Source organism: Adhaeribacter swui (assembly GCF_014217805.1).
GTDB classification, from domain to species: Bacteria; Bacteroidota; Bacteroidia; order Cytophagales; family Hymenobacteraceae; genus Adhaeribacter; species Adhaeribacter swui.
In genome coordinates, this window is the sequence record NZ_CP055156.1 from 5,582,042 (window position 1) to 5,608,440 (window position 26,399).

Here is a 26,399-nt window from a genome sequence, read left to right on the forward strand (position 1 = left end):
CATTCTCCTGCTTTTACCTTTAATCTTTATAAGGATCAAACTCCGAATCGCCAGCCATGGCTACACCTAAAGGTTTCAGGCGATGTAAAATCCGGATAGTACCTTCGTGGTAGGATAACACTTCTTCTAGTTTTTTATACACTTCCGGCGCTTCGTCAGCCGCCCCACCCCGGAGTTCAACGCCCTGCTTTTTTAAATTTTTTTGTACTTTCTCAAAATCAACTAAGCCCGGCGAAACACTTTCCTGGAACCGTCGTCCATCTCTACCTTTCACCCAGCGCCGTTTGCCCGCCGCCTGCCGCCGCGAAAGTACCCGACCTGCCCCATGCACGGTAGAGTAAAGTCCTTGCTGGGCTTTTTCGTTTTGCACGCCTTCAATAATCACCGATATATCGCTCATGTTGGAGCCAATAAATCCTAATTGTCCTGGGAAAGCGGGGGTACAGCCTTTTCGCACTACCCAATATTTAGAACCCTGGTGTTCTTCGAACCAGGCAAAATTATGATGGTTATGCACCTCAAACGTTACGGTAGCGCCTAGTATTTCTAAAACTTTGTTCACCACGGTATCGCGGCCGGCATAGGCGTATTCTCCGGCCAGGCTCATGGCTGCAATATAGTCTTGCCCGATTTCGGAACTAATATCAAATAAAATGGGTGGTCCGTCCATGGGCCCTTCTTTGGCTTTATCCTCAAAAGTTAAGCCCTGTGATAAGGCAATAAACCCGGTTGCTGTTTTATGGCCAAAACCCCGCGAGCCAAAATGAACCCCAACCCAAAGCCAGCCTTCTTCATCCGAGAACAAATCGATGTAATGGTTTCCGCCACCTACGGTACCCAATTGTTCCTGGGCTAATTTCCGCAGTTTGCGTTGTGGCGTAAATTCGGCATGCGCTATTCTGTCGAAAACCGGGTGCTGGATGGGTTTTGGATTGGGCCGCCCCACCCCAAAGCCAATGTTTTTCACAATCTCGTCCATAATCCGGGCTACTGGTACCTGGTTGGCGCGCAAATTGGTTCGTACGGCTTTGTTGCCGCAAGCAATATCAAAACCTACGCCGGAGAGCGAAATTTTATCTTTGTAAGCCACGGCTCCGCCGATGGGGTGGCCATAACCGTAATGCGCATCGGCGGTAAGTACCCCAATATCTTCCGGTGAAATGCAGTTCTTAATCTGCCGGATAGCATTTTCATCAATAATTTCCTCTCCAAAAATGGTTAAATTCTCCATAACTATTTTCTTGATTACACCCCTTACTGCAACTTGGGTAATGCATACGTATTTTAACGAAAGCGGTAACAAAAGAATTTATGGCAATTGGGTACCAACTATATGGGTACTGGGAATGGCCTATTTTTACTTTCTAAGTTCAAGAATTATAATGGAGATTGGCCATAAGTATTCGGTAAACTAAAATTTTTTAAAAATTTTAAATTTTAAGTAATCAAAGCACATATAAATCGCGTAAACTTTTAGTAATCAGATTATTTTACTACATTCAGTTCTATAAAATCTACTGCATTATTGCAGTAAAGGTAGCCCAGTTTCATATGCCGCAAAGTTATCCGCCAACTGGTTTAATCTGGAAGCTACTGAATTTCAGCCGCCCTTTTTTAACTATTCTTTTTTTTATTGGCTTATACTTTATCCTAACGCAAAATGGGTTTGCCCAGGGGGCTTTTGCCTTAGAGCCGCCCTATAAAAGGAGTGTTATAAACTTTGAAATGCACCGCAATTTAATTGTAGTGCCTGTTTACATTAACCAAAAAGGGCCCTTTAATTTTATTCTGGATACGGGGGTAGGCGTAACCATTATAACCGACCCTACTTTAAAGGATAGTTTGCAGCTAAAAAACGGCGTAAATATTTCCATTGCCGGTGTGGGTTCCGAAGCTGATTTAAAAGCTTTTATTGCCACCGGCATTAGCATGAAATTGGGTCAGACAACCGCTAATCACTTGCAGGTGGCCGTTTTATCCGAAGATGTTTTTAATTTATCGAGTTACGTGGGCGTGCCGGTTTATGGCATTTTGGGTTACCAGTTTTTCAGCAGCTTTGTAGTACAAATTAAATACTCGGAAATGCGGGTATTGGCGCAAAACTTCGCCGATTTTAAATACCGCCGGGGTTATGGTTCTTCGGTGCCCATTACCATAGAAGGGCAAAAACCGTACCTGACTACAGCCGCACAATTCGCGGATGATAAAAAAATACCGGTTAAATTAATTATTGACACGGGAGCAGGACATGCGTTGTCTTTGGAGCAAGAATCAAATGTGGCCATTAAAGTGCCTTCGCCGTCGATAAAGGCGCAGTTAGGCAAAGGCTTAAGCGGTACCATCAATGGGCAGCTAGGTCGAATTAAATCTTTTTCTTTAAACCACTACCAGTTACAAAATGTACTTACCTCTTTTCCGAACTACCAGGATGTAGGGGCCAAAGTATACCTGGTGCCGCGTAACGGTAATCTAGGAAATGAGCTGCTGAAGCGTTTTGATATAGTATTTGATTACCGCCGGCAGGTAATGTACCTGAAACCTAACCGCAACTTTCGCGATCCTTTTGAACATGATATGTGCGGGCTTGATGTTATCGCCAGCGGCAAAGATTACCAACGCTATATTGTAAACTTTGTAGAGCCCGATTCACCTGCGGAAGAAGCCGGTATTATGGCTGGCGACGAGTTAGTAAGTGTAAACATGACGGAAGCTTCCGCCATGTCCATCACGAAGCTAGACCGTCTTTTTCATTTAAAACCTGGTTATAATATTTTATTAGGTTTAAAACGGGGAGATCAACGCATTTATACCGTAATTACCCTCAAGCGCAAAATATAATAGCTTACCTGTTTTATTGAATTTTTAAAATTTTATCTCTGCAGCGTTTAGTTAATCTATTTTTATAACTTTTTCTACATTTGCCTTGCACTATAAATGCAAAAAAGCAAATTTACAACTTAACTAAAATCCAAGATTAACCTCTCCCAAGCAGAAACCCACTTAATATTACTATTTTAATCCTAAAAAACAACAGGAATATTATAATTACAGCTACCTCACCCCGAAAAATCAGGCTGTAAATGGATTAATATCAAAATAATTACATTGTTGTGTGATTTTTCAAATTAAACTTAGCTTAAAAAAACTTAGTTAGAAGATAAAATGTGTATCATATTTGTACACCGGAGTACTTGATGCACCTGGTTTTTCAAAAACAATAAAAACATAAAGTGCAGCTTTTAAACAAGCCATTTTATATAAATTTTTACAACTATGAGAAAAAGCCTTACTCCTTATTTTTGCATAATATCTTTATCTTTCTCTAAATCGGTTACTTCTACCAAAAGTAAAACTTTATATAAAGTAGCAATTTGTTTAAACTAAGCTATATATAAATTTTATAATTTCCAGGATTTTATGTGTAGTTGGAAAAAACGACTAAGTTATAGCCTACATATTACTTTACTTTATTTTTTACTCATTAACCGTTTAGCGGCCCAGGATTGTCCCGTTAAACCAGATGCTACTCTACGGGATGTAAAAACCACTGGTCAGCCTTTTGTAAACTGTACCAATTCTTCTACAGCCGGCTATACCTTACAGGTAGAGAATATCTCTCAAACAAAAGTAGCAAATACCTCCTATTCCATTGACTGGGGCGATGGCTCGCCGGTAGAAAACTTTAGCGAATTTACTGCCCGAAAAGCCCACACCTATGTGCAACGGGGCACATACAACTTAAAGTTTAGAGTAGGGATTAACGGTTGCATAGAAGAAAAAACCTATAGGGTATTTCATGGCAGTGTACCCAATGTAGGATTAAGTTACCGCGATACAGATGAATGCTCCCCAGCTAGTTTTACGTTTGAAGTAACCCAAACCGAATTGAATGAACCATCCACCAAGTACACCCTGGATTTTGGCGATGGTACTATTATTACCTTCGACCAGGATGATCCCAAAGTATTTCAACATACTTATAACAATCCCTCTAAAGGAAAATCGCTGGGCTATACCATTAAAGTAACTGCGTCCAATGCTTGTAAAACGTCCGAACGCACGGGTAGCGGCATTTACGTTTCTAACGGACCAACCCCGGATTTTAGACTAGAACCCGGCCCGGTAAGTTGTGTGAATTCGCCGGTTACGCTAACCGATATTTCGGATTATGGCTACAACGCTACCGACCCGAACTCCCGCCAATTTGAGCGCCAATGGACTATTGAACCGGCGGAGGGTTGGTCTTATGCCTCCGGCTACAATGAAAAGTCAGAAAAACCTATAATACAATTTAGTAAAGAAGGAAATTACGCTATTTCCATTAACCTGGCTCCTCTGGAAGGTACCGACCCTAAATGTAAAGGAGGCACCGTTACTAAAAGTTTAAAAGTTATCTCGGCGCCAACAGCTAGTTTTAACACTACTTTAAATCCATTATCCGGATGTGCTTCAACGGTAAGCATGAGCAATACTTCGGTAGGCGAAGCAGTTTCTTACCTGTGGACGGTAACCCCGTCTGCGGGAGTAACGGCTGTTAGTGGTTCCTTTACTTCCAAGGATCCCGTTTTTCGATTTGCGAATTCTGGTAATTATACATTTAATTTAAAGGTAACTAACAGTTGCGGCACTTCTAATGCGCCACCTAAAACTGAATCTATAAAAAATATACCTACGGTTACTTTGCCGGCAGCGGCAGCTTATTGTGGCCCGCAAACAATTAGTTTTAATGCGGCAAATGCGGCGCATAAACCCACCTATAATTTTAATAATACCACCCAAATTTCGTATGAATGGACGGTAAGTAACGGACCAGCCGGGGGAGCTAATTTTACTACCAGCGATGGCCGTACTGTGGCTAACCCCAGTATTCAGTTTAATCAGCCTGGCGTGTATACGGTTTCGGTTAAAGTTACGAGTGAATGCGGTACTTCCACCCAGGCCAACCAAACTATCACCATAAATGCCATACCAACTGCTCCCGAAGCTGAAAATGTTGCTATATGCATTAATTCAACCGCTACCTTAACTACTAATACCGCCGGAACAATCGAGTGGTTTTCTACTGCTACCGGCGGTTCCCGGTTAAATACTTTACCCAGTAAGTCATTTACTACGCCGGTGTTAAATGCGGCCGGCACTTACACGTATTATGTTCAAACTACCGTAAATAATTGTGTAAGTCCGCGTCAACCCGTTACAGTTACAGTTAATCCGGCCATAGACCCCAAGGTAATTACGGGAGCAGCGGCCATTTGCGCTAATAGCAGCCCCGGTTTATTAACCGGACCCGCCGCTACCGGCGGAGGTAGTGCCATCAGCTATTTGTGGGAAAGCAGTACCACCAGCGCGACTGCTACCGATTTTGTTGCTGCAACCGGCTTAAACAACAGCCCCAATAACCAGATAAACTTTCAACCGGGCGTTTTATCCCGCACTACTTATTTCCGACGCAAAGCTATTTCATCGCCTTGTGCTACCGCTACAAGTAATGTTATAGCCATTACGGTAAATCCAATACCACCTATGCCCATTGTACCGGCAGTAAATCCGGTTTGCGTGGGTAACACTGTTACTTTTACGGCCAATGCGGTTACCGGAGTATCCTATACCTGGTACGATGAAAATAATGCAGTACTGCCTAATAGTGCCGCTAACAGCAACCAGTTTACTACCCCTGCTTTAACCCGCGAAGGCACTTATACTTATTACGTTTCGAGTAAAAGCACCGCTAATTGCGTTAGTGCGAAAACGGCGGTTACCGTGCAGGTACTTCCGGCCATTACCAATAACCGTATTGTAAGCGAACAACCGGCTATATGCGCCGGAGAAATCCCTGGTTTAATCCGGAGTGCTTTACAACCAAGTGGCGGGAATGGTTACGGCAACTTTACTTATTTATGGCAAAGCAAAACCGACCGCGACACCGAATGGAAAACGGCGGCTAGTGGCCCCGATCCGAACTATGCGAATACTAGTGAGAATTACCAGCCTACGGCCATCACCCGCACCACTACCTTCCGGCGGGTAATTTCTTCCGGTTCCTGCGCAACGCCCAGTTTCAGTAATGAGATTGTTATTGAAGTAATTCCGTCTTCGCTGGCGCCCGAAGTAGCCACGGTGGCACCAATTTGTTCCGGCGAATCTACGCAATTGCGAGTTACTTCCACCGGCGGCATTTACGAATGGTTTACCTCCCCAACAGCAACCAACAGCGTGTTTACCGGTCCGGTATTTACCACGCCGGTTTTAACGGCCACTACCACTTTTTACGTACATAATCGCACTACTACCTGCGTAAGTCCCCGAACACCGGTGGTAGTACAGGTAAACCCCGTAATTTCGAATAACACCATAGCTCCGGTAGCGGCAGCTTGCGCCGACGGTAAACCCAATACCTTAATTGGTTCCGACCCGCTGGGTGGCGCCGGTGCCGGCACCTATACTTACCGCTGGGAAAGCCGTACTGAGTTTACCGCCTTTAGCCCGGTAAATGGCGATGCTACTTTTTCTAATACCAAGAAAGATTACGCACCTGGCATTTTAAACCAAACTACCTGGTACCGCCGGATTGTAAAATCAGGAACCTGCGAAGATGTTTCGGCGGAAGTTAAAGTAGACGTTCTGGCCCTTATCACGGGCAATACCATTGGCGTAAATGGTGGTTCTGAATTTTGCGCCGGCGAAAATACAACTACCATTACCGGTTTAGGAACTATAAGCGGAGGTACCGGCCAATACACCTACGTTTGGGAAAGCAGCACCGATGAGTTCCGTTCTAACTACGTAATTGTAGCGCAGGGAACGGGTAATTCATACGCTGAGTACTCCCCACAAAATTTAACACAAACCACCTGGTTCCGACGGGTAATTACTTCTGGCCCTTGTCTGGCAAATACCAGCAATGTGGTAAAAATTACCATTAATGCCCTACCGGCAACTCCCGTAGTTGCGCCTTTAGCAGCCATTTGCGTAGGTAGTTCCGCTACCTTAGTTGTGAATCCCGTAACCGGTACTACTTTTTCGGTTACCGATGAAAAAGGAAATTTGATTCCCAATAACACCTCTGCTGCTAATCGTTTCACCACCCCTGCATTGATTGAACCGGGAGCGTACACTTTTTTTGTAAAGGCCACCAATGTTACCAACTGTGCCAGCGCGCAAACCTTGGTAACGGTACAAGTATTACCAGCCTTAGCTAATTACAATATAACCCAACCCGAACCTATATGCAAAGGCGAAAGCCCCACCGAAATAGGCAGTGCCGCTAATCCGGTAGGGGGTAATAATACCTACACGTATGTTTGGGAAAGTAAAGCTATTGATGAAGCCGATTTTAAAGTTATAAATACTGCTGGCAATGCTTCTACTTTCAAACCTGGTCCGTTAACCAAAACTACCTTTTTCCGGCGAAAAATTACTTCTGGTCCTTGTTCGGAGTACAGCAATGTGATTGAAGTTAAGGTAAACGAATTACTGGTAAATAAATTAACTGGCACTAATCAGGAAATCTGCCAGAATGTACGGCCGTCTACAATCCTGGGGCAAGCTGCCTCCGGCGGAGATGGTGCTAATTACCAGTATGTATGGGAAACCAGCTCTGATAATGTACTCTACACCGCAGCTACTACCGCGACAGGTGAATCTAATTCCCAGGCCAACTTTCAGCCTGCTTTACTTACTCCGGGCAATTGGTGGTTCCGGCGCAAAGTAATTTCGGGTCCTTGTGTTTCTTATAGCGCGCCCGTATTAATTAAAGTAAACACTGCCCTGGCCAACAATACCATTCGGCTTAACGGAAACCTTGCTATTTGCGTGAATAGCAAACCCGATGCTATTCAAGGTTCTTTACCCACCGGGGGCAACGGAACCCCGACGTATACCTGGCAGGTAAGCCTGGATGGCCAGCAATTTACAAATGCTCCGCAGGTTAATAATTTAAAAGATTTTACGCCCGGCACCCTAACCCAAACTACCTGGTACCGCCGGATTGTAGATGCCGCTTCCTGTTTACCCGACACCAGCAATGTAATTAAAGTAGAAGTTTACCAACCTGTTACCAATAACATTATTCTTACCCGCGATCAGGAAATATGCCTGGGCAGCGAAGCTCCGGTTTTAGAAGGCTCTACCCCGGAAAAAGGAAATGGACAGTATACTTATCGTTGGGAAAGCCGGCGCGACAACCAGGCCTTTATGGTAGCCACTACTTCGGGCAGCAGCGACCCGACGGCTAAAAACTATGCGCCGGGCACCTTAGCCAAAGGAGTTTGGTATTTCCGCCGGTGGGTTTCTTCCGGGCCGTGCCAGGAAGTCGTGAGCCAGGTTGTTAAAATTACCGTGAACGATCCCCTATCGGGTCATTTTATTACGGCTAACCAAACCATCCGGGTGGGCGATAAACCAGCGCCTTTAACCGGCTCCAGACCAAAAGGCGGTGGAAGCACCATTACGTACCGTTGGGAAATTAAAACAGAAGAAACAGGATATTTTCAACCAATTGCGGGTAATACTAATTCTTTGAATTACGCTCCTCCTGTATTAAGTAAAACCACCTGGTTCCGGCGCATCGCTCTTTCGGGTGGGTGCGAATCAATCAGTAACGAAATTGAAATTACCGTAGCCCAGGCTATCGCCAATAACATTATCGCGGCGAACCAAACTGTATGTTACGGGTCAGAACCTAACTTATTAGAAGGCTCCACTCCTACGGGGGGCGATGGTACTTTTACTTACATCTGGGAATACAGCACAACCGGTTTAGCGTCTGATTTTGTAACCGCTCCCAATCCTTCTTTCGACCAAAATTACCAACCGGGCCGGTTAAAAGAAACTACCTGGTTCCGGCGAAAAGTTAGTTCGGCGGGCAATACCCATTTGTCCAATACCATTAAGATTACGGTAGCCGCCCAAATTTCAGAAAACTCCATTACCGGTAGCCAGACTATCTGTTATAATGATACGCCCACTGTTTTAACTGGTGCCCCGGTAACGGGCGGGGCTAACCAACCCGATTACTTATGGGAAAGCAGCACCGATGGCATAAACTTTATAACGGCGCCGGGTATCAGTAATCAGGCATCTTACTCGCCGGGCGCTCTTACCCGTACCACCTGGTACCGCCGGAATGTAAGCAGTGGCGGTTGCACCAACCTGGCCAGTAATTTAGTACAGGTTACAGTTGTTCCGCTACCGGTTTTAGCGCCAGTTAGCCCAGTTACTGTTTGCCCGGGTAACAGCGCTACTTTAACTGTAGATGCCAATAATTACCAGATAGAATGGTATGAAACCGCTACCAGTACAACGCCGCTGCACGTGGGCCGCAGTTTTGCTACACCGGCCCTGAACAGAGAACGCACTTATTATGCTCAACCTGTAAACCAAGGATGTGCCGGGGAACGCATAGCCATTAAAGTGTTACTGGAAGCTCCCGTGGCCAATGCCGGAACAGATGTAACCATTGAAGCCGGTAAATCAACGGAGTTACAAGGCAGCGGTGGCGTAAGCTACCAATGGTCGCCGGCCGAAGGTTTGAGTGATCCTAACATTGCCAACCCGATTGCCAGCCCCAAAGAAACCACCCGGTACACGCTTACCATTACCAATGCGCAAGGCTGCACTGCTACCGACGAAGTAGTAGTAGCATTAATGCCGGGTGTATCGGTGCCCAACGGATTTACCCCGAACGGCGACGGCCGGAATGATGTATGGGAATTGGCCAACATTGAGCAATATCCGAATTGTGAAGTTAAAATTTTTAACCGTTGGGGTACTTTGCTTTATACTTCATCCGGTTATAAGCAACCCTGGGATGGCACTTACAATCAGCAAGCTTTACCGGTAGCTACTTACTATTATACCATTATTTTAAAACCAGGCGCCAAGCCTTTATCCGGCAGCGTCACTATTATCAAATAAAGCACTTATGAAAAATTTTTATACTTTCTGGTTGCTTCTATTATTAGCGGGAAATTTGCAGGCCCAACAGCGGCCCCATTTCAGCCAATACATGATCAATAACTATATTTTAAATCCGGCGATTTCCGGCATCGAGGATTATACGGATGTGAAACTTGGTTTTCGGCGGCAATGGATGGGTTTGGAAGGAGCGCCGCTCACTTATTATACCAGCGCCCATACGCCCCTGAACAAAACCGATATAACTGTATCGGCGCTGCGCAACAAAGATCGCCGGATTAAACGGATTGGTTTACACCAAAAGGCGCGCCCGCACCATGGCGTTGGTTTTATAGCCCAGGTAGATAAAACCGGCCCTTTAAAAAGCACTTCTTTTAATGCCAGCTATGCATATCATATCCCGTTTAGCAATAAAATTAAACTGTCGACGGGCATTGCGGGAGGTATGCTGAAGTATCGTTTGAATGCCAACGAGGTTTTTCTAGCCAATCAAAACGATCCTACTTTGTATGATAATGATATCAGCCGGCTTAAATTTAATTTAAGCGTAGGCCTATGGCTATACTCCCAGCAATTTTACGTAGGTATAGCGGGTAATCAGTTACTCCGCAATAATCAGGATTTTAACAGCAACGCTAATTACAATGGACCCGGCTTATTGCAAAAACATTACATCATCACTGGTGGCGTACGGTTAGATGTTACTCCGGAAATAAGCCTGGTACCATCGGTGCAGGTAAATGTAGCCTTACCGAGCCCGCCTTCTTACGACTTTAACTTAAAAGCCATATACAGCGACCGGTTTTGGGTAGGTAGCTCGTACCGGCGCGGCGATGCTATTGCGGGTTTAGCCGGGGTAAACATTAGCTCCGTCATGGATTTAGGTTATTCTTACGATGTAACTACTTCGGGCTTAAGCGCCAGCAATGCCGGCAGCCACGAAATTGTAGTGGGTTTTAAATTACAAAACCGAGGTAAAGTAATTTGCCCGATCTGGATGTGGTAAGCGTTGTCTTTATCTAAAATTTTAAAAATAATATATAACCATCATAAAAACCACTGTACTTTAGACCGGCTATTAGTTTTGTATTTACAAAATTTTAAAAAATTAAAAATTTAAGGTAGCTAAAAAATAGCTACCTTTTTTGTGCGAGTATATCCACGGTTTCTTTGCAATCAACGGAATTAATATTTAACTCTTCCGATAGTTTTAATTTATTATCAACAAACTTGCGGAAGCTATATTTATAAAATTTAAAAATCGCGGCTTAAAACACTTCGGCTTTAACCACAATCCTCATTTTTAAGTATTATCCTGTAGCTTGCCTTTTATAAAGTAGGAAGCTTATACATCGAACTTAATTTTAGCTGGTTTGATAAAGGAATTGCAGATTTTAACGTTCGTAAATTTTAAATTTTTATTATTAAATACTTTAGAACGCTATAGAAACCAAGCTCTGGGCTCTGAGCAGACCTCAACCAACTGATTATGCGCTATAAGATTTTAATTGTTTTTATTATTTTACTGCACTTACATAACAACCCCTTAAAAGCCCAGCACCGGCTAAAAACAGAAAACGTAATTTTAATAACCCTGGATGGTTTTCGGTGGCGGGAACTGTTTACGGGTGCCGATGAAGACTTTATTTCGGAAAAAGATTTTGTAAAAGATAAAGATGCTTTAAAAGAAAAGTTCTGGCACGATGATCCGCTAATACGCCGCCAAAAATTACTCCCGTTTGTATGGACCACCTTAGCTCAAAATGGACAAATTTATGGAAACAGGAACCACAATAACAAAGTTAATCTGCACAATAAACACCGGTTCTCCTACCCGGGCTACCACGAAATTTTAACCGGTTTTACCGACGACCGCCGTGTAGACAGTAACGACAAAAAAGATAACCCCAATAAAACGGTATTGGAATTTATAAATGAGCAGAAGGGATTCCGGAAGAAAGTAGCCGCTTTTGGTTCCTGGGATTTATTCCCGTACATTTTAAATAAAAATCGCTCTGGTTTACTTATTAATGCAGGTTTTGATACCGCCAGCACGCCCCATCTGACTAACCGCGAAAAATTTTTAAATAAATTACAAGCCAGGGTTCCCAGTCCGTGGCTAAATGTGCGTTTAGATGCTTTTACCCATTACTTTGCCCTGGAACATTTAAAAAAAGCTTCGCCGCGGGTGCTCTACATAGCTTACGGCGAAACCGATGATTTTGCCCACGAAGGCAGTTACGAAGCTTACTTAAAATCGGCGCACCAAACCGATGCCTTTATCAAGGAACTTTGGGAATGGGTGCAACACACCCCGAAATACCGGAATAAAACCACTTTGCTTATAACTACCGACCATGGCCGGGGTAATAATAAAAGATCGTGGCAAAATCACGGCTCCAACATCGGCGAAGCCGACGAAACATGGTTTATGGTTCTGGGACCGGATACGCCAGCTTTAGGCGAAGTAAAAGAAGCCGGCCAATATTACACCGACCAATTAGCTCAAACGCTTACTACCTTCCTCGGTATTACTTACAAGCCAGACAAACCGGCTGGAGAGGTAATCAAAGCGGTATTTAAAAATCCGGAGATAATTAGTTCTGCGGAGTAAGTTGTACTGTATGATCAAGTTAAGCTTTTACCTTGTTAGAAGAAATTCAAAAGCGAAATAACACAATCCATACCATCAGCTCTGCCTGGCTCTTAACCAGAGCTTGTTATCAAAATAATTACATACTTATTCAGATTATTCTTCGTTAATAATCAAAAGCTTAACAAGGAATAAAACAGTTATTATCTATCCAGAACTCGTAATTTCAAACTTTTTATTCTATTTTAAGTAAAACATAAAAACAAAAATAATATGGCTTTATTCCTTTTGTGGAGTATTCCTTTTATCGGACTATTGGTTTTTCTCTATTTAGCCGCTTACTATAGTATTTATTTACGCAAACAAAAAAAGAAGAAGAATCAGCGTAAAAAGGCTATCGAAAGAAAAGAAGAGTCTTTAGGAACTCCGTCGTTCCAGATTACGGATCATAGTACACAAACCAGTTAATATTACAGTGTCTAATTGTTTTTTTTCGTATACTAGTTAAGTAAGCAATACATCAGGAGTAGTTTGCAAGAAACTACAGCATAATATTTACTTAGTTCTTCCACCTACTCCTATTTTTCCTCGCTATTATTCACTCAGCTTCCTAATTTTCTTATCAAGCTATAAGCCTCTCACCCATTTACTTCTACAAATCACCCAAACAGGTTATTGGTAAACTTTAGCTTTATGCCGGCCTGAAAATCTTTAATAATTTTAAAAATTTCGATGATCGTTACCTGTTCAATTTTGGTGAGGCTGCGTACGTCCATGTAGTTTTCGGGTTCGGCTTTGTCGCGGGTAATTTGGTTGGCTTGTTTTTTCAGGCGAACACTCATCAGGTAATAATACGATTGTATCAGTTCCAGATATTGCTTTTCAGTGAAAATGCCTTTTTCTTTTAAAGCCGCGAGCCGCTCGCCGGTATTGGTAACAAAAATACAGTTTTGCAACGCGTATACCCGCACCAAATCCACAATTGGGGTCATGGCTTTTTTAATGTTAAAAACTTCCTGACTCCCCACGGTAAACGTGCGGATATTCCGGAAAAAAGTAAGTGGCGGCTCGTATTGCAGGGCATTTTTGGCCATGTGAAAATAAAGCCGCTCCATAGGTTGCTGCAGTTCCTGATCCAGAAATTCTTGCAATTCGTCCATAATGGATTTTTCACCGTACAGGTAGCGGCAATCGAAAAAAGTAGAGAAATTCATCACCGTTTCGGGCACAATGTCTTGCATCCAACTGGTGTAATTGCGTTTCCAGTGCGATAAAGAATGCGTCCATTTCGGATTTTTCGCCATAAAACCACCGGTGCAAAAACTAAAGCCAATCTGGTCTAATCGTTCGGAAATTAAATCGGCAAATTTTAAAAAATACTCCCGCACCAGTTCGCGTTGCTCGTTGGCTTTGTCTTCGTAAATAATCGCGTTGTCCTGGTCCGTCTTTAAAGTTTGCTCTTTACGACCTTCGCTGCCCAATACCATAAAAACAAACTTGGCCGGCGGCGTACCCATTTCATCCAGCCCGCCCTGAATTACTTTTAAAGCAATCGTATCGGCTACTGTAGTAATTACCTGGTTCACAATTTCGGCGTTCACACCCCGGCTTAAGAGCTGGGTTACTATTTCGGGTACTTTTTGCCACTTGCCCTTTAACTCATCCAGCGAAAGCGCTAGTTTTACCGATTGAATAAACATAAACGGCGACTGCGCCTGCTCGCTTAATAAGCGGTTGCGGCTCAGAAAACCCCGGAATTGTCCGTTTTGCTCTACCAACAAATAACGGGTATTCGTCTGGAACATGAGCAAAATGGCTTCGTAGATATAGGCCTGCGCATTAATGGTAACAATGGGATTGTCCATGAAGTTTTTAACCGGCAGCTGCGCATCGGCTTGCCTGGCTACTACGTTATCCCGGAGGGTAATATCGGTTACAAAGCCAATAATTTTGCCGGGTTCTTCCTCCACAAACGAGCAACTTACTTTATGTTCGGCCATCATTTGCGCTACCTGGTACACGGGCGTATCCGGAGGGCAGGCTACTATTTCGCGGTACTCCAGGCTTTCAATTTTGCGGGAATATAGTTGCTCCGAGGCAATGTAACTTTCTTCGAAAGCTGCCGGGCGTTTCGCAAAATGCGCAAACTCGTCGTTGAGCATGCGCTTGCCATAATCGGTAGTGAAAAAATGAAAAAATGCGTCGTAAGCCTGACATAGTGCTCGAAAATCGCGGCGGTGCAGGAAATAAACCACGGTTCCTTTTTTGGCAATAACCGTCCGGAGGGATTTACGCCGGTTTAGCAACACCGAAATGCCGCCGTAACAATATCCGACCCGGTGATGATCCAGTAAACGTTTATTTTGGGCGCTATCGTAAAAGAAAGATTCGTATTCGCCGGCAGCAATAATATCAACTCCCCGCAGCTTACTCACTTCCTGATGGTAAACGGTTGTGTCTTTGGTATACTTTACTTCTTCCAGCAAATCGACTACTCCCATTAATACCTCGTCGGGTAACAGGTTAAAGGGAACAGCGTTTTTCAGAACTTGAAATCGATCGGTCATAGCCAATAATACAGTAAAAGAGTTAACAAAAACAAAATGAAAGCAACAATACCGTATTTAATTTTTCGGGGAGGAGGTTTTATTTCCAGTGTGGCCGGCGTTGGTTTTTGTTTTATTTCCTGCTGCAAAATAGCAGACAGGTCAATTTCGCGCCTTTTTACCAGTTCAAAAAAACAATCGGCGGTGGCCCGGACATCTACCAGCGCATTATGCTGTTGTTCTAAATTATTTTTAAAAAGAATATAATATAAATCGCCAAGCCGCAGATATTTTATCCGGGGATTCCGCACGTAGGAAGTTGTTGCCTCCATGGTGCAAAAGGTGGGCAGAAGATCCAATGGGTTTTTCCAGCCAATCCGGTAATAATCCGCCCCCAGAACCGAAGCATCAAATTTCATAAAATGGCCTACTATCAGTGGCTGATATTGCTGTAAATCATCTGCTAATAAGGTTAAAATCGATCTTCTGCTTTCGCCTTGTTTTTCTAAAAAATCGTGGGTAATGCCATGCACGTTAAAAGCCGAAGGGGTAATCTGGAAATCAGGTTCGTTGATGTAGTGATTTTCAAATTTTATTTGCTGCCCATCTCGCGTGTAAATTAACCAGGATACCTGCACCGCGTACGGCCAGTTACCGGCTAAGGAAAATGGGGCATTCCAATTTTTAGGTAGTCCGGAAGCTTCGGTATCAATAAACAACAGGTATTCTCTCACGCCGGATTTTTAAATTTTCGTTTATCCCCTTATACCCTTTATGCTGGTGCAAGTTTTTAAACTTGTACCTTCTTATAAAGTAAAGTCTGTGACTTTACTCCGGCCAAAAGCCGGAACCCTGATCTGCGTTGGCAAGCTGCTAAAAGAGAGTTTTAGTAGTTTCATCCTTTACCTGTATTAATTGGAGCCGGTTCCCGTCTCCATTTACTGGTGCTATCTTGTTTGACAAGGCTGAGTTTGCCTCCTGGCCGGCGGGCCTCGTTTGGCTCTTTCGGGCTGTCTAAGCTTCCTTTCCTCGACTCCGTCTGCGGAATTTGGCTTTGCCACACCGGAACCTTAGAAGGATCTCAATAGCCAAACTGGTGTCAGTTTCTCTTAGCTACTGCTTTTCTTTATTCAACTTGCTTGTGTTGGTATTTGCTTCGTGGTTGCAATATTGTTTACTATAAAATTTAAAAAGCGAACTTCTCAGCTCGCTTTTTAAATTTTTTGCTTTTCTCTCTTTCTACCAGAAACGCACGTACAGGACGGTGATGAGTAACATAGTTACTACAATTAAAGCCAGGGTAGGTTTAGAAACCCGGAACATGGTGGCGTCTAGTTCGAAGGCTTTCGGATTTACTTTGGGGCCGGCTAAACTTAGCGCAATCATCACAATCATGGTAAACAGGAAGGCTAAGCCCATACATATCTGGAATGGAATTTCGTAGCCGCCTTTGCCGTTCGGGTAAGCCGTATACAGGAATGTTTCGTTGCCGAACCAGGCTGGGGCGTAGTTGTTAAAGATTACCGATAAGATAAAGCCCGTCAGCAAACCGGCTACTGCGGCTGTACCGGTGGTTCGTTTCCAGAACATACCCAGTAAAAACATGGCAAATACCCCCGGACTGATAAAGCCAGTATATTTTTGAATAAAGGTAAAACCACCTTCGCCGCCAATTCCCAGTAAGTCGTCCCAAGTCAGGAAGATAGAGAATAGCATGGCCACAATTATGGTTATCTTACCAATCCGGATTAAATTTTTCTCATCGGATTTTGGGTTGATATACTTTTTATAAATATCCAAAGTAAAGATGGTGGAAATGCTGTTGGCTTTACCTGCCAGTGAGGCCACAATGGCAGCAGTTAAAGCTGCTAAAGACAATCCTTTCATACCGGTTGGTAAAAAGCCCAGAATAGCGGAGTAAGCATTGTCGGCGTTAAAGGTCCCACCTGGCGCCATTTCTTCCTGCAAAGAACCGTTTTTGTACAACACGTAAGCGGCAATACCAGGTAACATTACAATGATGGGCATCATTAATTTTAATAAACCTGCGAATAAAATACCGGTACGGGCAGTTTCCAGGTTAGCGCCCAAAGCCCGTTGGGTAATGTATTGGTTACAGCCCCAGTAGTTCAGGTTTACAATCCAGATACCGGCAAAATACATAGCAATGCCCGGTAGCATCAGGTATTTATTAATTTCAGATTGCGAGGCATTCGGTCCAGGTTTGTCGATAATCATTCGGAAATGATCCGGCGAATCGCGCAAGAGGGCGTTAAAACCGGCAATAACATCGCTGCCTAAGCCAAACTTTTCGCTTACCAGCGTTAAAGCGGTATACGTTGTAGCCAAACCACCCAGAATCAGCACCGTTACCTGAATTACATCGGTGTACCCAATCACGTTCATGCCACCCAGGGTAATAATTATGGCAAAAATGGCCAGGGCAATTACGATTAGATGGAAATTAGCGCCACCGGCCAGGTTATTGATGGCCAGTGCGCCCAGGTATAAAATTGAAGTTAAGTTTACAAACACGTACAGGAACAGCCAGAAAATAGCCATAATTAAAGCTACGGTGGTGTTGTACCGGTTTTGCAGGAATTGCGGCATCGTAAAAATCCGGTTTTTAAGGTATACCGGAATAAACCAGACGGCCACAATAATTAAAGCAATGGCGGCAATCCACTCGTAAGCAGCCACGGCAATACCTACCACAAAACCATTCCCGCTCATACCAATAAACTGCTCCGCCGAAATATTAGAAGCAATTAAGGATGCCCCGATGGCCCACCAGGTTAAGGTACCTTCGGCCAGGAAATAATCTTTACTATCGGCATTAACGTTGCGGTTGCGCCGGTAAACCCAGTAGCCATAACCGGCTACCACAATAAAGTAGACGAAAAAAATTACGTAATCAATGGTAGCGAATTTGCTCATGCCGGATTCATTAAAAGTGATAAGATTAAATTTTCATTATGATAGCTACGGGGTATACTTTGTTAAAGAACCTTAAATAAATGTTGCTTAGGTATTTTAGCAGATGGCTTTTGGCTCGGAAGCATTTTTTTTAAATATTTAGTAAAGCTGGCAATGTTTACCTACACCTAATTTTATATCAGGAAGACTTTAGCAAAAAATAGTAAGTCATTTGTGAAGACATAAACGATGACATTGAGACACTAACGACGGCACAGAAGGCGTAAACCACGACACCGCCGTAGGAAGTGTCTCACTGCCTACTTTGACGAAAGCCTTCATACTTGTAATTAGAGATCTAAAGCCTAAATTTTTAAAAATTTAAAATTTCTTATTTACCTGGTAATACACTTCGCTCCAGCGCAACTCATTGCGTAATTGATTCAGCTTGGTTTCTTTGTCAATCAGCACAAATTCGATATTGGCCATTTCGGCAAAATCTTGCAGGATTTCAGAGCTTAAGTTTTGACTGTAGCAGGTATGGTGCGCTCCGCCAGCCAGAATCCAGGCGGCACAACCGGTTTTCATGTCCGGGTACGGTTTCCAAAGCACGCGGGCTACCGGTAATTTTGGTAAGTCATGCTGCGGTTCAACGGCTTCTACTTCGTTTACAATTAACCGGAAACGGTTGCCCATATCCACTACCGAGGCATTTAAAGCAGGTCCACCGGCTACGTTAAATACTAACCGAATCGGATCAGCTTTACCTCCAATACCTAAAGGATGTACTTCGCAGGAAGGCTTGCCTGTGGCAATAGATTCATCTACCTCCAGCATGTGCGAACCTAATACTAAGGCATTATTTGGGTCGAAGTGGTAGGTATAATCTTCCATAAAGGCGTTACCGCCTGGTAAACCGCTGCCCATTACTTTCATTGCCCGGACCAAAGCCGCTGTTTTCCAGTCACCTTCGCCGGCAAAACCATATCCTTGAGCCATTAAGCGTTGGGCTGCTATACCTGGCAATTGTACCATGCCGTGCAAATCTTCAAACGTATCGGAAAAGCCTTTGTAATTACCGTTCTCTAAAAAAGTACGTAACCCGATTTCAATTTTAGCTGCTTCGTACAACGAGGAATACTGCTCCCCTCCTTTGCGTAAAGATTCAGTTAAGGTGTAACTTGCCTCGTATTCCTGAATAAGCTCTTCAATGGCGGTTTCGGGTACTTCGTTAATTACTTTTACTAAATCGCCGATGCCGTGGGTATTTACCGAAAAACCAAACTGCATTTCGGCCTCTACTTTGTCGCCTTCGGTTACGGCTACAAAGCGCATGTTATCGCCGAAACGTACGAATTTAGCGCCTTGCCAATCGTACCAACCGGCCGCGGCCCGGCTCCAGCCACCTATTTGGGTCAATACTTCCGGGTCTTGCCAGTGACCTACCACCACTTTGCGGTTAATGCGCATGCGCGATACCATAAAACCAAACTCGCGGTCGCCGTGGGCGCTTTGGTTCAGGTTCATGAAATCCATATCAATAGAGTTCCACGGAATATCGCGGTTGAATTGGGTGTGCAGATGCAGCAAAGGTTTTTGTAATATTTTTAAGCCGGTAATCCACATTTTAGCCGGCGAAAAAGTATGCATCCAGGTAATTACCCCAATACATTTTTCAGCTACATTGGCTTCCTGACAAATCCGGTATATTTCTTCGGTGGTTTTAACGGTAGGTTTAAAAACCACCTTCACCGGAATTTGCTCAGCTTCATTTAAAGCACTAGCTATTTGCTGTGAATGTTCTGCTACCTGGTTTAATGTTTCTTCGCCGTATAAATGCTGGCTACCGGTAATAAACCAGACTTCCAATTCTTTTAAGTTTATCATGTATTTTAGTCGATGGTCCATAGACCATGGTCCATGGATGAGATTAAAGATTTGCCTTATAATTTTTTGTTATCTACTTGTCTTTTGAGCCTAAGATAGTTATCAATATCAAATTCACCTGAGTTCACTTCTCCAACAAACTTCCTTAGACTAGAACTAATTAATTCTACTTCGAAAGGATCATGAAACAAACCATAAACTTTTCCAGAGCGGTCAATACATAAATAATTTCCATCCTCTAAATCTTTGATTTGGTAGAATTCTTTGTTATCTACTTCTATGTCAGATAAATCATATAGGTCTAGTTTATCCGATTTAAGATCACCAATCAGGCTTGAAAGCTCATTATTAAGAATTTTAATTTCTTCCAGCTTTGAAGTATCAATTTGATGGTCTTTTAAGTGTAAAATATTTTTTTCAAACTCAAATCCAGACCATAATCCATCAAACACAATCAAATCAAACTTCAATGGCCTTTCATTTTCTATTATTTGAATGTTATTTAGCTTAAACCGCAGTCCTTTTATTACTTCCTTATCAGACTGAGAAGGATCAAACCCAATTGCGTAATTGTTTTTGGGCATTGCATAGTTTATAAAATAACTTTTGTATAAACCTTTATGAAGTCCCTGTAAGAGAAATTCATACTTAATTGGTAGTTGACAGAAGATAGAATGAAAGAAGTTTAAAGCCGCTCCCTCAATTTTCCACCTGGATTTCTTAAATAATTCAAACATTCCTTTATTATAAATATCATAAAGCTTGACTGTAAACCATTATATTCTCCTGAAAACCCCTAGCCCAGAATCTATCGTCTATCGACCATGGACTATGGTCTAAAACTATTGCCCGTAGTAAGAATGCGGACCGTGTTTACGTTCGAAATGTTTTTTAATCAAGGAGTTCTGCAAACGGGGCACGTCCGGCCGGATTTGTTCGGTTAAGAAAGCCATACGAGCAATTTCTTCCACCACGGCACTGTTGTAAACGGCTTTGTCGGCGTTTTTGCCCCAGGTAAAGGGTGCGTGATTTCCTACCAGAATCATCTCTACTTCTTCGTAGCTCATGCCTTTATCCTGCAAGTAATTCATAATCTGGAAACCGGTTTGGTATTCGTAATCGCCCTGAATCATTTCGTCGCTCATGGGTGGGGCACACGGTATATCCACGGTATTATGGTCGGCGTGCGTGGTGCCGTAAATCGGGATATCGCGTTGCGCCTGAGCCCAAGCCGTAGCGTAAGTAGAATGCGTATGCACAATGCCACCAATTTTGTCCCAATGTTTGTACAGCACCGCGTGAGTTTTAGTATCCGAAGAAGGACGTAACTTTCCAGCTACGGTATTGCCGTCGAAATCCACAATAACCATTTTTTCAGGAGTCAGGTCTTCGTAGGGTACGCCGCTGGGTTTAATGGCAAAAACACCCTGGCTGCGGTCAGCGGCGCTTACGTTGCCAAAAGTAAATAGTACTAATCCTAATTTAGGTAATTGCATATTGGCCCGGTAGGCCTCTTCCTGAATGTGGGCGTAGGTACTCATGTTTTTTAATTGTTACTATTTTCGGCCGTTTCCAGGGCATCTTCTTTTTGCTTTTCCTCGTTGGTGTGTGGCTCCTGGGCTTTAGTACCCGTTTCGGGCAAGTCTGATATTAAAGGTGATTTTACGACGCGTAACTGACCTTCCACAAATCCGCCTAAAGCAGTATATTTTTCATAGCGTTGGGCATACACTTTAGCCCGTTCAGCATTAGGGAAGTATTCGGCATCAAAGCCTTGCCCCATGGCGGCCATAGCTTCTTCTACCCGAGGGTAAATCCCGGCCGCCGTAGCGGCAAACATAGCAGCCCCAATCGCGCAGGTTTGTTCCGATTTATGAATCCGGATAGGCATATTCATTACATCGGCCATCATTTGCATAATAAACGGCGATTTTTTAGCGACACCGCCTAAGCCAATTAAGCCTTTCACCGGCACGCCTTGTTCGTTAAAGCGGTCTACTATATTTTTAGCGCCAAAGCAAGTAGCTTCAACCAAGGCCCGGAAAATACGGGGAGCATCGCTGCCTAAACCCAGACCCGAAATAGCACCTTTTAAAAGCTGATTGGCATCGGGAGTTCGCCGGCCATTGAGCCAATCGAGGGCGTATTCCAGATTTTCGGACACCGGTATTTTGGCTGCTTCCGCGCTAAGCTCCGGAATAATGCGACCAGAAATCTCGGCTATTAAATCATTTGCGGTTTCGGCGTTAATTACTTTAGATTGAGCAAGCAGTTGTTGCAGTGGCCAGAGCAAAACTTTTTTAAACCAGGCGTAGGTATCCCCAAAAGCCGATTGACCAGCCTCCATGCCCATCATGCCCGGAATAACCGAACCCGGCACTTGGCCGCAAATGCCATTTACTAATTTATCTTTTACTTCATCCAGAGGGGCTACCAACATGTCGCAGGTAGAAGTGCCCATTACTTTGCTCAGGTGATATGGTTCTACCTGACCGCCCACAGCGCCCATGTGCGCATCGAAAGCCCCTACTCCTACTACAACGTCGGTAGATAGCCCTAATCGTTCGGCCCATTCCGAACTAAGATTACCAGCAGGTTTATCAGAAGAGTAAGCATCCGTAAATAACCGCTCGCGGAAACCAGAAAGTAAGTTGTCTAAAGAGGCAAAGAACTCTTCGGGGGGTAAACCGTTAAACTCCGTTGCCCATAACGATTTATGACCGGCCGCGCACACGCTGCGTTTCATATCCTGAACTTCGGTACCACCAGTAAGCAGAAAAGGAATCCAATCGCAGTGTTCTACCCAGGAATAGGCAGCGGCTCGCACTTGTTCGTCGGCGCGTAAAGTCCGCAGTAACTTGGCCCAGAACCACTCCGAAGAATAAATCCCGCCCACGTATTGCAGGTAGTTAATATCAAAATTTTTAGCGTGTTCGTTTATTTCGGCGGCTTCGTTTACGGCGGTATGGTCTTTCCAGAGCACAAACATGGCATGTGGGTTTTCTTCAAAACCCGGCAGTAATGCCAGCGGCGTACCCGATTTATCCACGGCCACCGGCGTAGACCCCGTAGTATCTACGGCAATACCTTTAACCGCCGCAGCTACTTCCGGTCCGGCTTGCGCCAGACAAGCTTTAACCGTGTGTTCCAAACCTTCGATATAATCCAAAGGATGTTGCCGGAACTGATTTTCGGTGGGGATGCAATATAAACCTTGTTGCCAGCGGGGGTACTGGTACACGACGGCGGCTACTTCCTGTCCGTTAAGCGCGTTCACCACTACCGACCGTACCGAATCCGTGCCGTAATCAATCCCAATTACATATGCCTCTTTTTCCATAAAACAATTTAAAATGTCAAATTAACGCTTATTATTTTCAGAAAAAAATATCCGCTTTCTTTTCGGCCATTTTTAACAAAATAATTTTATAGAAAAAGGGCTATTTCGAGGTACTATCCTGATTGGCGCTCTGGGCAGAGTCTATCGGGTTTTCGGAAGCGTTCGGAGTGCCGTATTCGGAATTAATGGGATTGGTTGTACTGGAATCCGAGTTGACCGTTGTGCCGGATTCAGTGGAGGTGTTATTAGCACCGGACTTTTCGTTTGAACAAGCAGATAACCAAACGCCTGTTGTAACACTAATTATTAAAAGTAATTTCTTCATAGCTTTACTGGATCAGTGAACGAAAATTTTTAAAATTTTTACAAACTAACGGTTATACCTGCAACCTGTTTTGGGACTACTTGTACGTTTTTGGGCTAGGCGATAAATTAAAATTTACTAAAAGAGATAAACAGAAACCTAAACTGGGTATTCTAAAAATTTTAATGTAGCGCTAACTATTATGAAGTTAAGTAACTTGCTAAAGTATAGTACTTTAATTGTTGTCGGAATTATTGAATAAAGCATTGATATTTAATTCAATAATCACAAAAAATCTAACATCTAATATCTAAATACTAGTGTCTCTTTTCTTATTATACCAGAAATTTATCCGGATTGGGGATGAATTTTAAAAATGCCTGGAAGTTTTCGGAGTATTTCCGCTTATCCAATTTATAGTAAAAGGCGCCTTTGCGGGAGTTTTCTTTGTCTTTTTCGTTTTGCTTCACCAGCAAACCAGTCGATAAAAGTTTCCGGCTGAAATTCCGTTTATCAAATTCAGCTTCGTATAGACCTTCGTACAGGGCTTGTAATTGCGGAATAGTAAATTTCTCGGGTAATAATTCAAACAACACCGGATGCAAAGCAGCTTTGTAGCGCAGTCGTTTTTTTGCTAATTCTACCATTTCGCGGTGGTCGAAAATTAACTGCGGCATGTCGTTTAGTAAAAACCATTCGGCGTGGTACTCGTGGCTGATTTGCTTTTCGTACTTGTGTATATCAATTAAAGCAAAGTAAGGTACGGCAATAGTTCTTTCCACGGGGTCGCGGTCCGGACCGCTAAATGCAGGTAACTGTTCCAAGTACACGTCTTCTAAACCGGTTAATTGTTTAAGTACCCGGTTAGCGGCTACTTCCAGGGTTTCTTCCGGTTGAATAAACCCGCCCATTAAACTCCACTTCTTTTTCTCCGGCGCAAAGCCCCGCTGAATCAATAATAATTTAAAATCGGTACCATCAAAACCGAATATAATACAGTCTACGGCGACCAATATTCGGGTTTGACCTATATACTTCATCATTTAGTTTAAAGAATAAGGAAGGATAAACCATTTATCTTCCAAGAAATATAAAATTTTAAAAATTTGCTACCTGGGCGCTACCAGATTTAAATAAAAGTAAATTCCGGATTAAACCTTGAACAGCAAGAGATATTTCTTCAATCGAACTTTCGTACAAGGCACTAAAAACTGTTTGCGACGAGTTCGTTTGTGAAGACACAAACGATGGCCGATGGCATTGGATTTCGTTTATGAAATCACAATCGATTGCACCAGCACTATAATCTAATCGCCCATGGGCAGTGTCTTCACTGCCCGCATTTGCCCATATCCTAAGTACCTGGTCAGAAATCTAATCTACTTGATTTAGGATTTAAAGAAATTATCACTTTAAAACGTTGGCTTCTAAGTGCTTTACACTAAAGTCTAACATCTAATATCTTGCTACTTGTGTCTCTTTATTTTAAAGAGAACCGGATATACGAACCATAAAGTTAAGCTCATGAAGGAGATTGTTTTAGGAACAGTATACGCCAGAAGAAAACTCTTTAGGGAGTATACCATTCCTGTAGAGCAAAACGGCAAAGCGGATCAATCAGAATCTTAAAAATTTTAAATTTTAATTAATCCGCTCCACCATTATTTACTGCTTCACCGAAAACTTATAAACCGTGGATGTTTTATAGGTTTGACCCGGCGCTAGTGTCGTGGAAGGGAAATTAGGTTGGTTCGGCGAATTAGGGAAATGCTGCGTTTCGAGGCAAAAGGCTGAGCGGTATTCGTCTTGTTTGCCGCCTTTAATTTGATTCTTACCTTCTAAAAAGTTACCACTGTAGAATTGAATACCAGGCTCTTGGGTAGATACTTCCATGTAAATACCGGTTTTATCGCCGAGTACGGCAGCCGCCGGTTTTAACGTAGCGCTTCTTTGGGTAGCTAATACGTAATTATGGTCGTAGCCTCCGCCAAATTTTATTTGCTGGTGTGTGTCGTTAATCCGGTCGCCAATGGCAGTAGCTTTTTTAAAGTCGAGCGGGGTGCCGGCTAGCGCTTCAATTTTACCCGTAGGAATTAAAGTAGAATCAACGGGTGTGTAGCGGTCGGCGTTAATTTGTAATTGGTGGCCCAGGATGGTACCACTGCCTGCGCCGTTTAAGTTAAAATATGAGTGATTGGTTAAGTTTACTACGGTTTTTTTATCGGTAGTAGCTTCGTAATCAATTTTCAATTCATTCGCGCTGCTGAGGGTGTACGTTACTTTAGAAGTTAAAGTACCCGGATAGCCTTCTTCCCCATCTTTAGATACATAGGTTAATACCAAAGTGCTATCGTTGCTTTGATTACCATCCCAGATAACCCGCGAAAAACCTACTTTACCGCCGTGTAAATGGTTCGGGCCGTTATTGGTAGCGAGGGTATACGTTTTACCATCGAGGGTAAATTTACCTTTGGCAATCCGGTTGCCGTAACGACCAATTAAGGCGCCAAAATACGTATCTCCTCCTTCGGTAAAAGGCTTTAATTTATCGAAACCCACAATTACATCGGTCATTTTGCCGGATTTGTCCGGAACCAGCAAGCTTATCAAACGTCCTCCGTAATTGGTAATAGCTGCCTGCACGTTATTTTTGTTTTTTAGCACGTACAAGTCCGTTTTCTGGTCGGAAAAAACATTCTGAAAATCAGATTTTGTGGGCAAACTTACTTCCGGCGACGAAGCTGTGGCCGTAGAATCGGCGGCCTGGCTGCTATCAGATTCGGCATTTTGATTTTTGCTGCCGCTGTTACAGGCGCCCAAGGACAATAAAAAAATTCCCAGAATAGAGAAAGGTAATTTCAGTCGAAGGTTCATTTTTTAGTTTTACGTATGTAAGTG

14 protein-coding genes are annotated in these 26,399 nt (G+C 43.3%); 4 read left to right on the forward strand and 10 right to left on the reverse strand.

Going from position 1 to position 26,399, the window contains the following annotated elements:
- Positions 1-19: 19 nt before the first annotated feature.
- Positions 20-1,231, reverse strand: a complete 1,212-nt coding sequence (locus tag HUW51_RS23075) for an RtcB family protein (protein ID WP_185271941.1) — start codon at positions 1,229-1,231, stop codon at positions 20-22.
- Between the two features lie 320 nt (positions 1,232-1,551).
- Between HUW51_RS23075 and HUW51_RS23080 the strand changes: the two genes are divergently transcribed.
- The 4 genes from HUW51_RS23080 (at position 1,552) to HUW51_RS23095 (ending at position 12,529) form a co-directional block, all read left to right on the forward strand.
- Entirely contained in the window at positions 1,552-2,838 is a 1,287-nt protein-coding gene (locus HUW51_RS23080; protein ID WP_185271942.1) for an aspartyl protease family protein, read from the forward strand.
- A 579-nt stretch (positions 2,839-3,417) separates the two neighbouring features.
- On the forward strand, positions 3,418-9,915 hold the full coding sequence (locus HUW51_RS23085) for a gliding motility-associated C-terminal domain-containing protein (protein ID WP_185271943.1): 6,498 nt from the start codon (positions 3,418-3,420) through the stop codon (positions 9,913-9,915).
- 7 nt (positions 9,916-9,922) lie between these two features.
- Positions 9,923-10,921 carry a PorP/SprF family type IX secretion system membrane protein gene (locus HUW51_RS23090; RefSeq protein WP_185271944.1) on the forward strand — a complete coding sequence of 333 codons (999 nt, stop codon included), beginning with the start codon at positions 9,923-9,925 and terminating at the stop codon, positions 10,919-10,921.
- A gap of 483 nt (positions 10,922-11,404) precedes the next feature.
- The gene (locus HUW51_RS23095; protein WP_185271945.1) at positions 11,405-12,529 is read left to right on the forward strand and encodes an alkaline phosphatase family protein; all 1,125 of its coding nucleotides are present in this window, start codon (positions 11,405-11,407) and stop codon (positions 12,527-12,529) included.
- A gap of 638 nt (positions 12,530-13,167) precedes the next feature.
- Here HUW51_RS23095 and HUW51_RS23100 read toward each other — a convergent pair.
- The 9 genes from HUW51_RS23100 to HUW51_RS23140 all read right to left on the reverse strand — a co-directional run bounded on the left by HUW51_RS23100 (position 13,168) and on the right by HUW51_RS23140 (position 26,375).
- Positions 13,168-15,075, reverse strand: a complete 1,908-nt coding sequence (locus HUW51_RS23100; protein WP_185271946.1) for a DUF294 nucleotidyltransferase-like domain-containing protein — start codon at positions 15,073-15,075, stop codon at positions 13,168-13,170.
- Positions 15,072-15,788, reverse strand: coding sequence for a 3'-5' exonuclease (locus HUW51_RS23105; protein ID WP_185271947.1), 717 nt, complete (start codon positions 15,786-15,788; stop codon positions 15,072-15,074). The genes HUW51_RS23100 and HUW51_RS23105 overlap by 4 nt, the downstream gene beginning before the upstream one ends.
- A 505-nt stretch (positions 15,789-16,293) precedes the next feature.
- Entirely contained in the window at positions 16,294-17,991 is a 1,698-nt protein-coding gene (locus tag HUW51_RS23110) for a sodium:solute symporter family transporter (protein ID WP_185271948.1), read from the reverse strand.
- A gap of 360 nt (positions 17,992-18,351) precedes the next feature.
- Complete coding sequence (araA, locus tag HUW51_RS23115; RefSeq protein WP_185271949.1) at positions 18,352-19,857, reverse strand: L-arabinose isomerase; 1,506 nt, start codon at positions 19,855-19,857, stop codon at positions 18,352-18,354.
- Positions 19,858-19,913: 56 nt separating this feature from the next.
- Positions 19,914-20,594 (reverse strand): hypothetical protein, encoded by a 681-nt coding sequence (locus tag HUW51_RS23120; RefSeq protein WP_185271950.1) that lies wholly within the window; start codon positions 20,592-20,594, stop codon positions 19,914-19,916.
- A gap of 105 nt (positions 20,595-20,699) precedes the next feature.
- The gene (locus tag HUW51_RS23125) at positions 20,700-21,398 is read right to left on the reverse strand and encodes an L-ribulose-5-phosphate 4-epimerase (RefSeq protein WP_185271951.1); all 699 of its coding nucleotides are present in this window, start codon (positions 21,396-21,398) and stop codon (positions 20,700-20,702) included.
- Positions 21,399-21,403: 5 nt separating this feature from the next.
- Positions 21,404-23,197 carry a ribulokinase gene (locus tag HUW51_RS23130; RefSeq protein WP_185271952.1) on the reverse strand — a complete coding sequence of 598 codons (1,794 nt, stop codon included), beginning with the start codon at positions 23,195-23,197 and terminating at the stop codon, positions 21,404-21,406.
- A gap of 639 nt (positions 23,198-23,836) precedes the next feature.
- A complete protein-coding gene (locus HUW51_RS23135) occupies positions 23,837-24,544 on the reverse strand; it encodes an NUDIX hydrolase (RefSeq protein ID WP_185271953.1) in 708 nt (235 codons plus the stop codon).
- Between the two features lie 622 nt (positions 24,545-25,166).
- Positions 25,167-26,375: an aldose epimerase family protein gene (locus HUW51_RS23140; RefSeq protein ID WP_185271954.1), complete on the reverse strand. Its 1,209-nt coding sequence runs from the start codon at positions 26,373-26,375 to the stop codon at positions 25,167-25,169.
- Between the last annotated feature and the right edge of the window lie 24 nt (positions 26,376-26,399).

Bases quoted from the DNA above. Each gene is read 5' to 3' on its own strand.
- HUW51_RS23075 (WP_185271941.1), bottom strand. From the start codon at position 1,231: ATGGAGAATTTAACCATTTTTGGAGAGGAAATTATTGATGAAAATGCT.
- HUW51_RS23080 (WP_185271942.1), top strand. From the start codon at position 1,552: ATGCCGCAAAGTTATCCGCCAACTGGTTTAATCTGGAAGCTACTGAAT.
- HUW51_RS23085 (WP_185271943.1), top strand. From the start codon at position 3,418: ATGTGTAGTTGGAAAAAACGACTAAGTTATAGCCTACATATTACTTTA.
- HUW51_RS23090 (WP_185271944.1), top strand. From the start codon at position 9,923: ATGAAAAATTTTTATACTTTCTGGTTGCTTCTATTATTAGCGGGAAAT.
- HUW51_RS23095 (WP_185271945.1), top strand. From the start codon at position 11,405: ATGCGCTATAAGATTTTAATTGTTTTTATTATTTTACTGCACTTACAT.
- HUW51_RS23100 (WP_185271946.1), bottom strand. From the start codon at position 15,075: ATGACCGATCGATTTCAAGTTCTGAAAAACGCTGTTCCCTTTAACCTG.
- HUW51_RS23110 (WP_185271948.1), bottom strand. From the start codon at position 17,991: ATGAGCAAATTCGCTACCATTGATTACGTAATTTTTTTCGTCTACTTT.
- araA (WP_185271949.1), bottom strand. From the start codon at position 19,857: ATGATAAACTTAAAAGAATTGGAAGTCTGGTTTATTACCGGTAGCCAG.
- HUW51_RS23120 (WP_185271950.1), bottom strand. From the start codon at position 20,594: ATGTTTGAATTATTTAAGAAATCCAGGTGGAAAATTGAGGGAGCGGCT.
- HUW51_RS23125 (WP_185271951.1), bottom strand. From the start codon at position 21,398: ATGAGTACCTACGCCCACATTCAGGAAGAGGCCTACCGGGCCAATATG.
- HUW51_RS23130 (WP_185271952.1), bottom strand. From the start codon at position 23,197: ATGGAAAAAGAGGCATATGTAATTGGGATTGATTACGGCACGGATTCG.
- HUW51_RS23135 (WP_185271953.1), bottom strand. From the start codon at position 24,544: ATGATGAAGTATATAGGTCAAACCCGAATATTGGTCGCCGTAGACTGT.
- HUW51_RS23140 (WP_185271954.1), bottom strand. From the start codon at position 26,375: ATGAACCTTCGACTGAAATTACCTTTCTCTATTCTGGGAATTTTTTTA.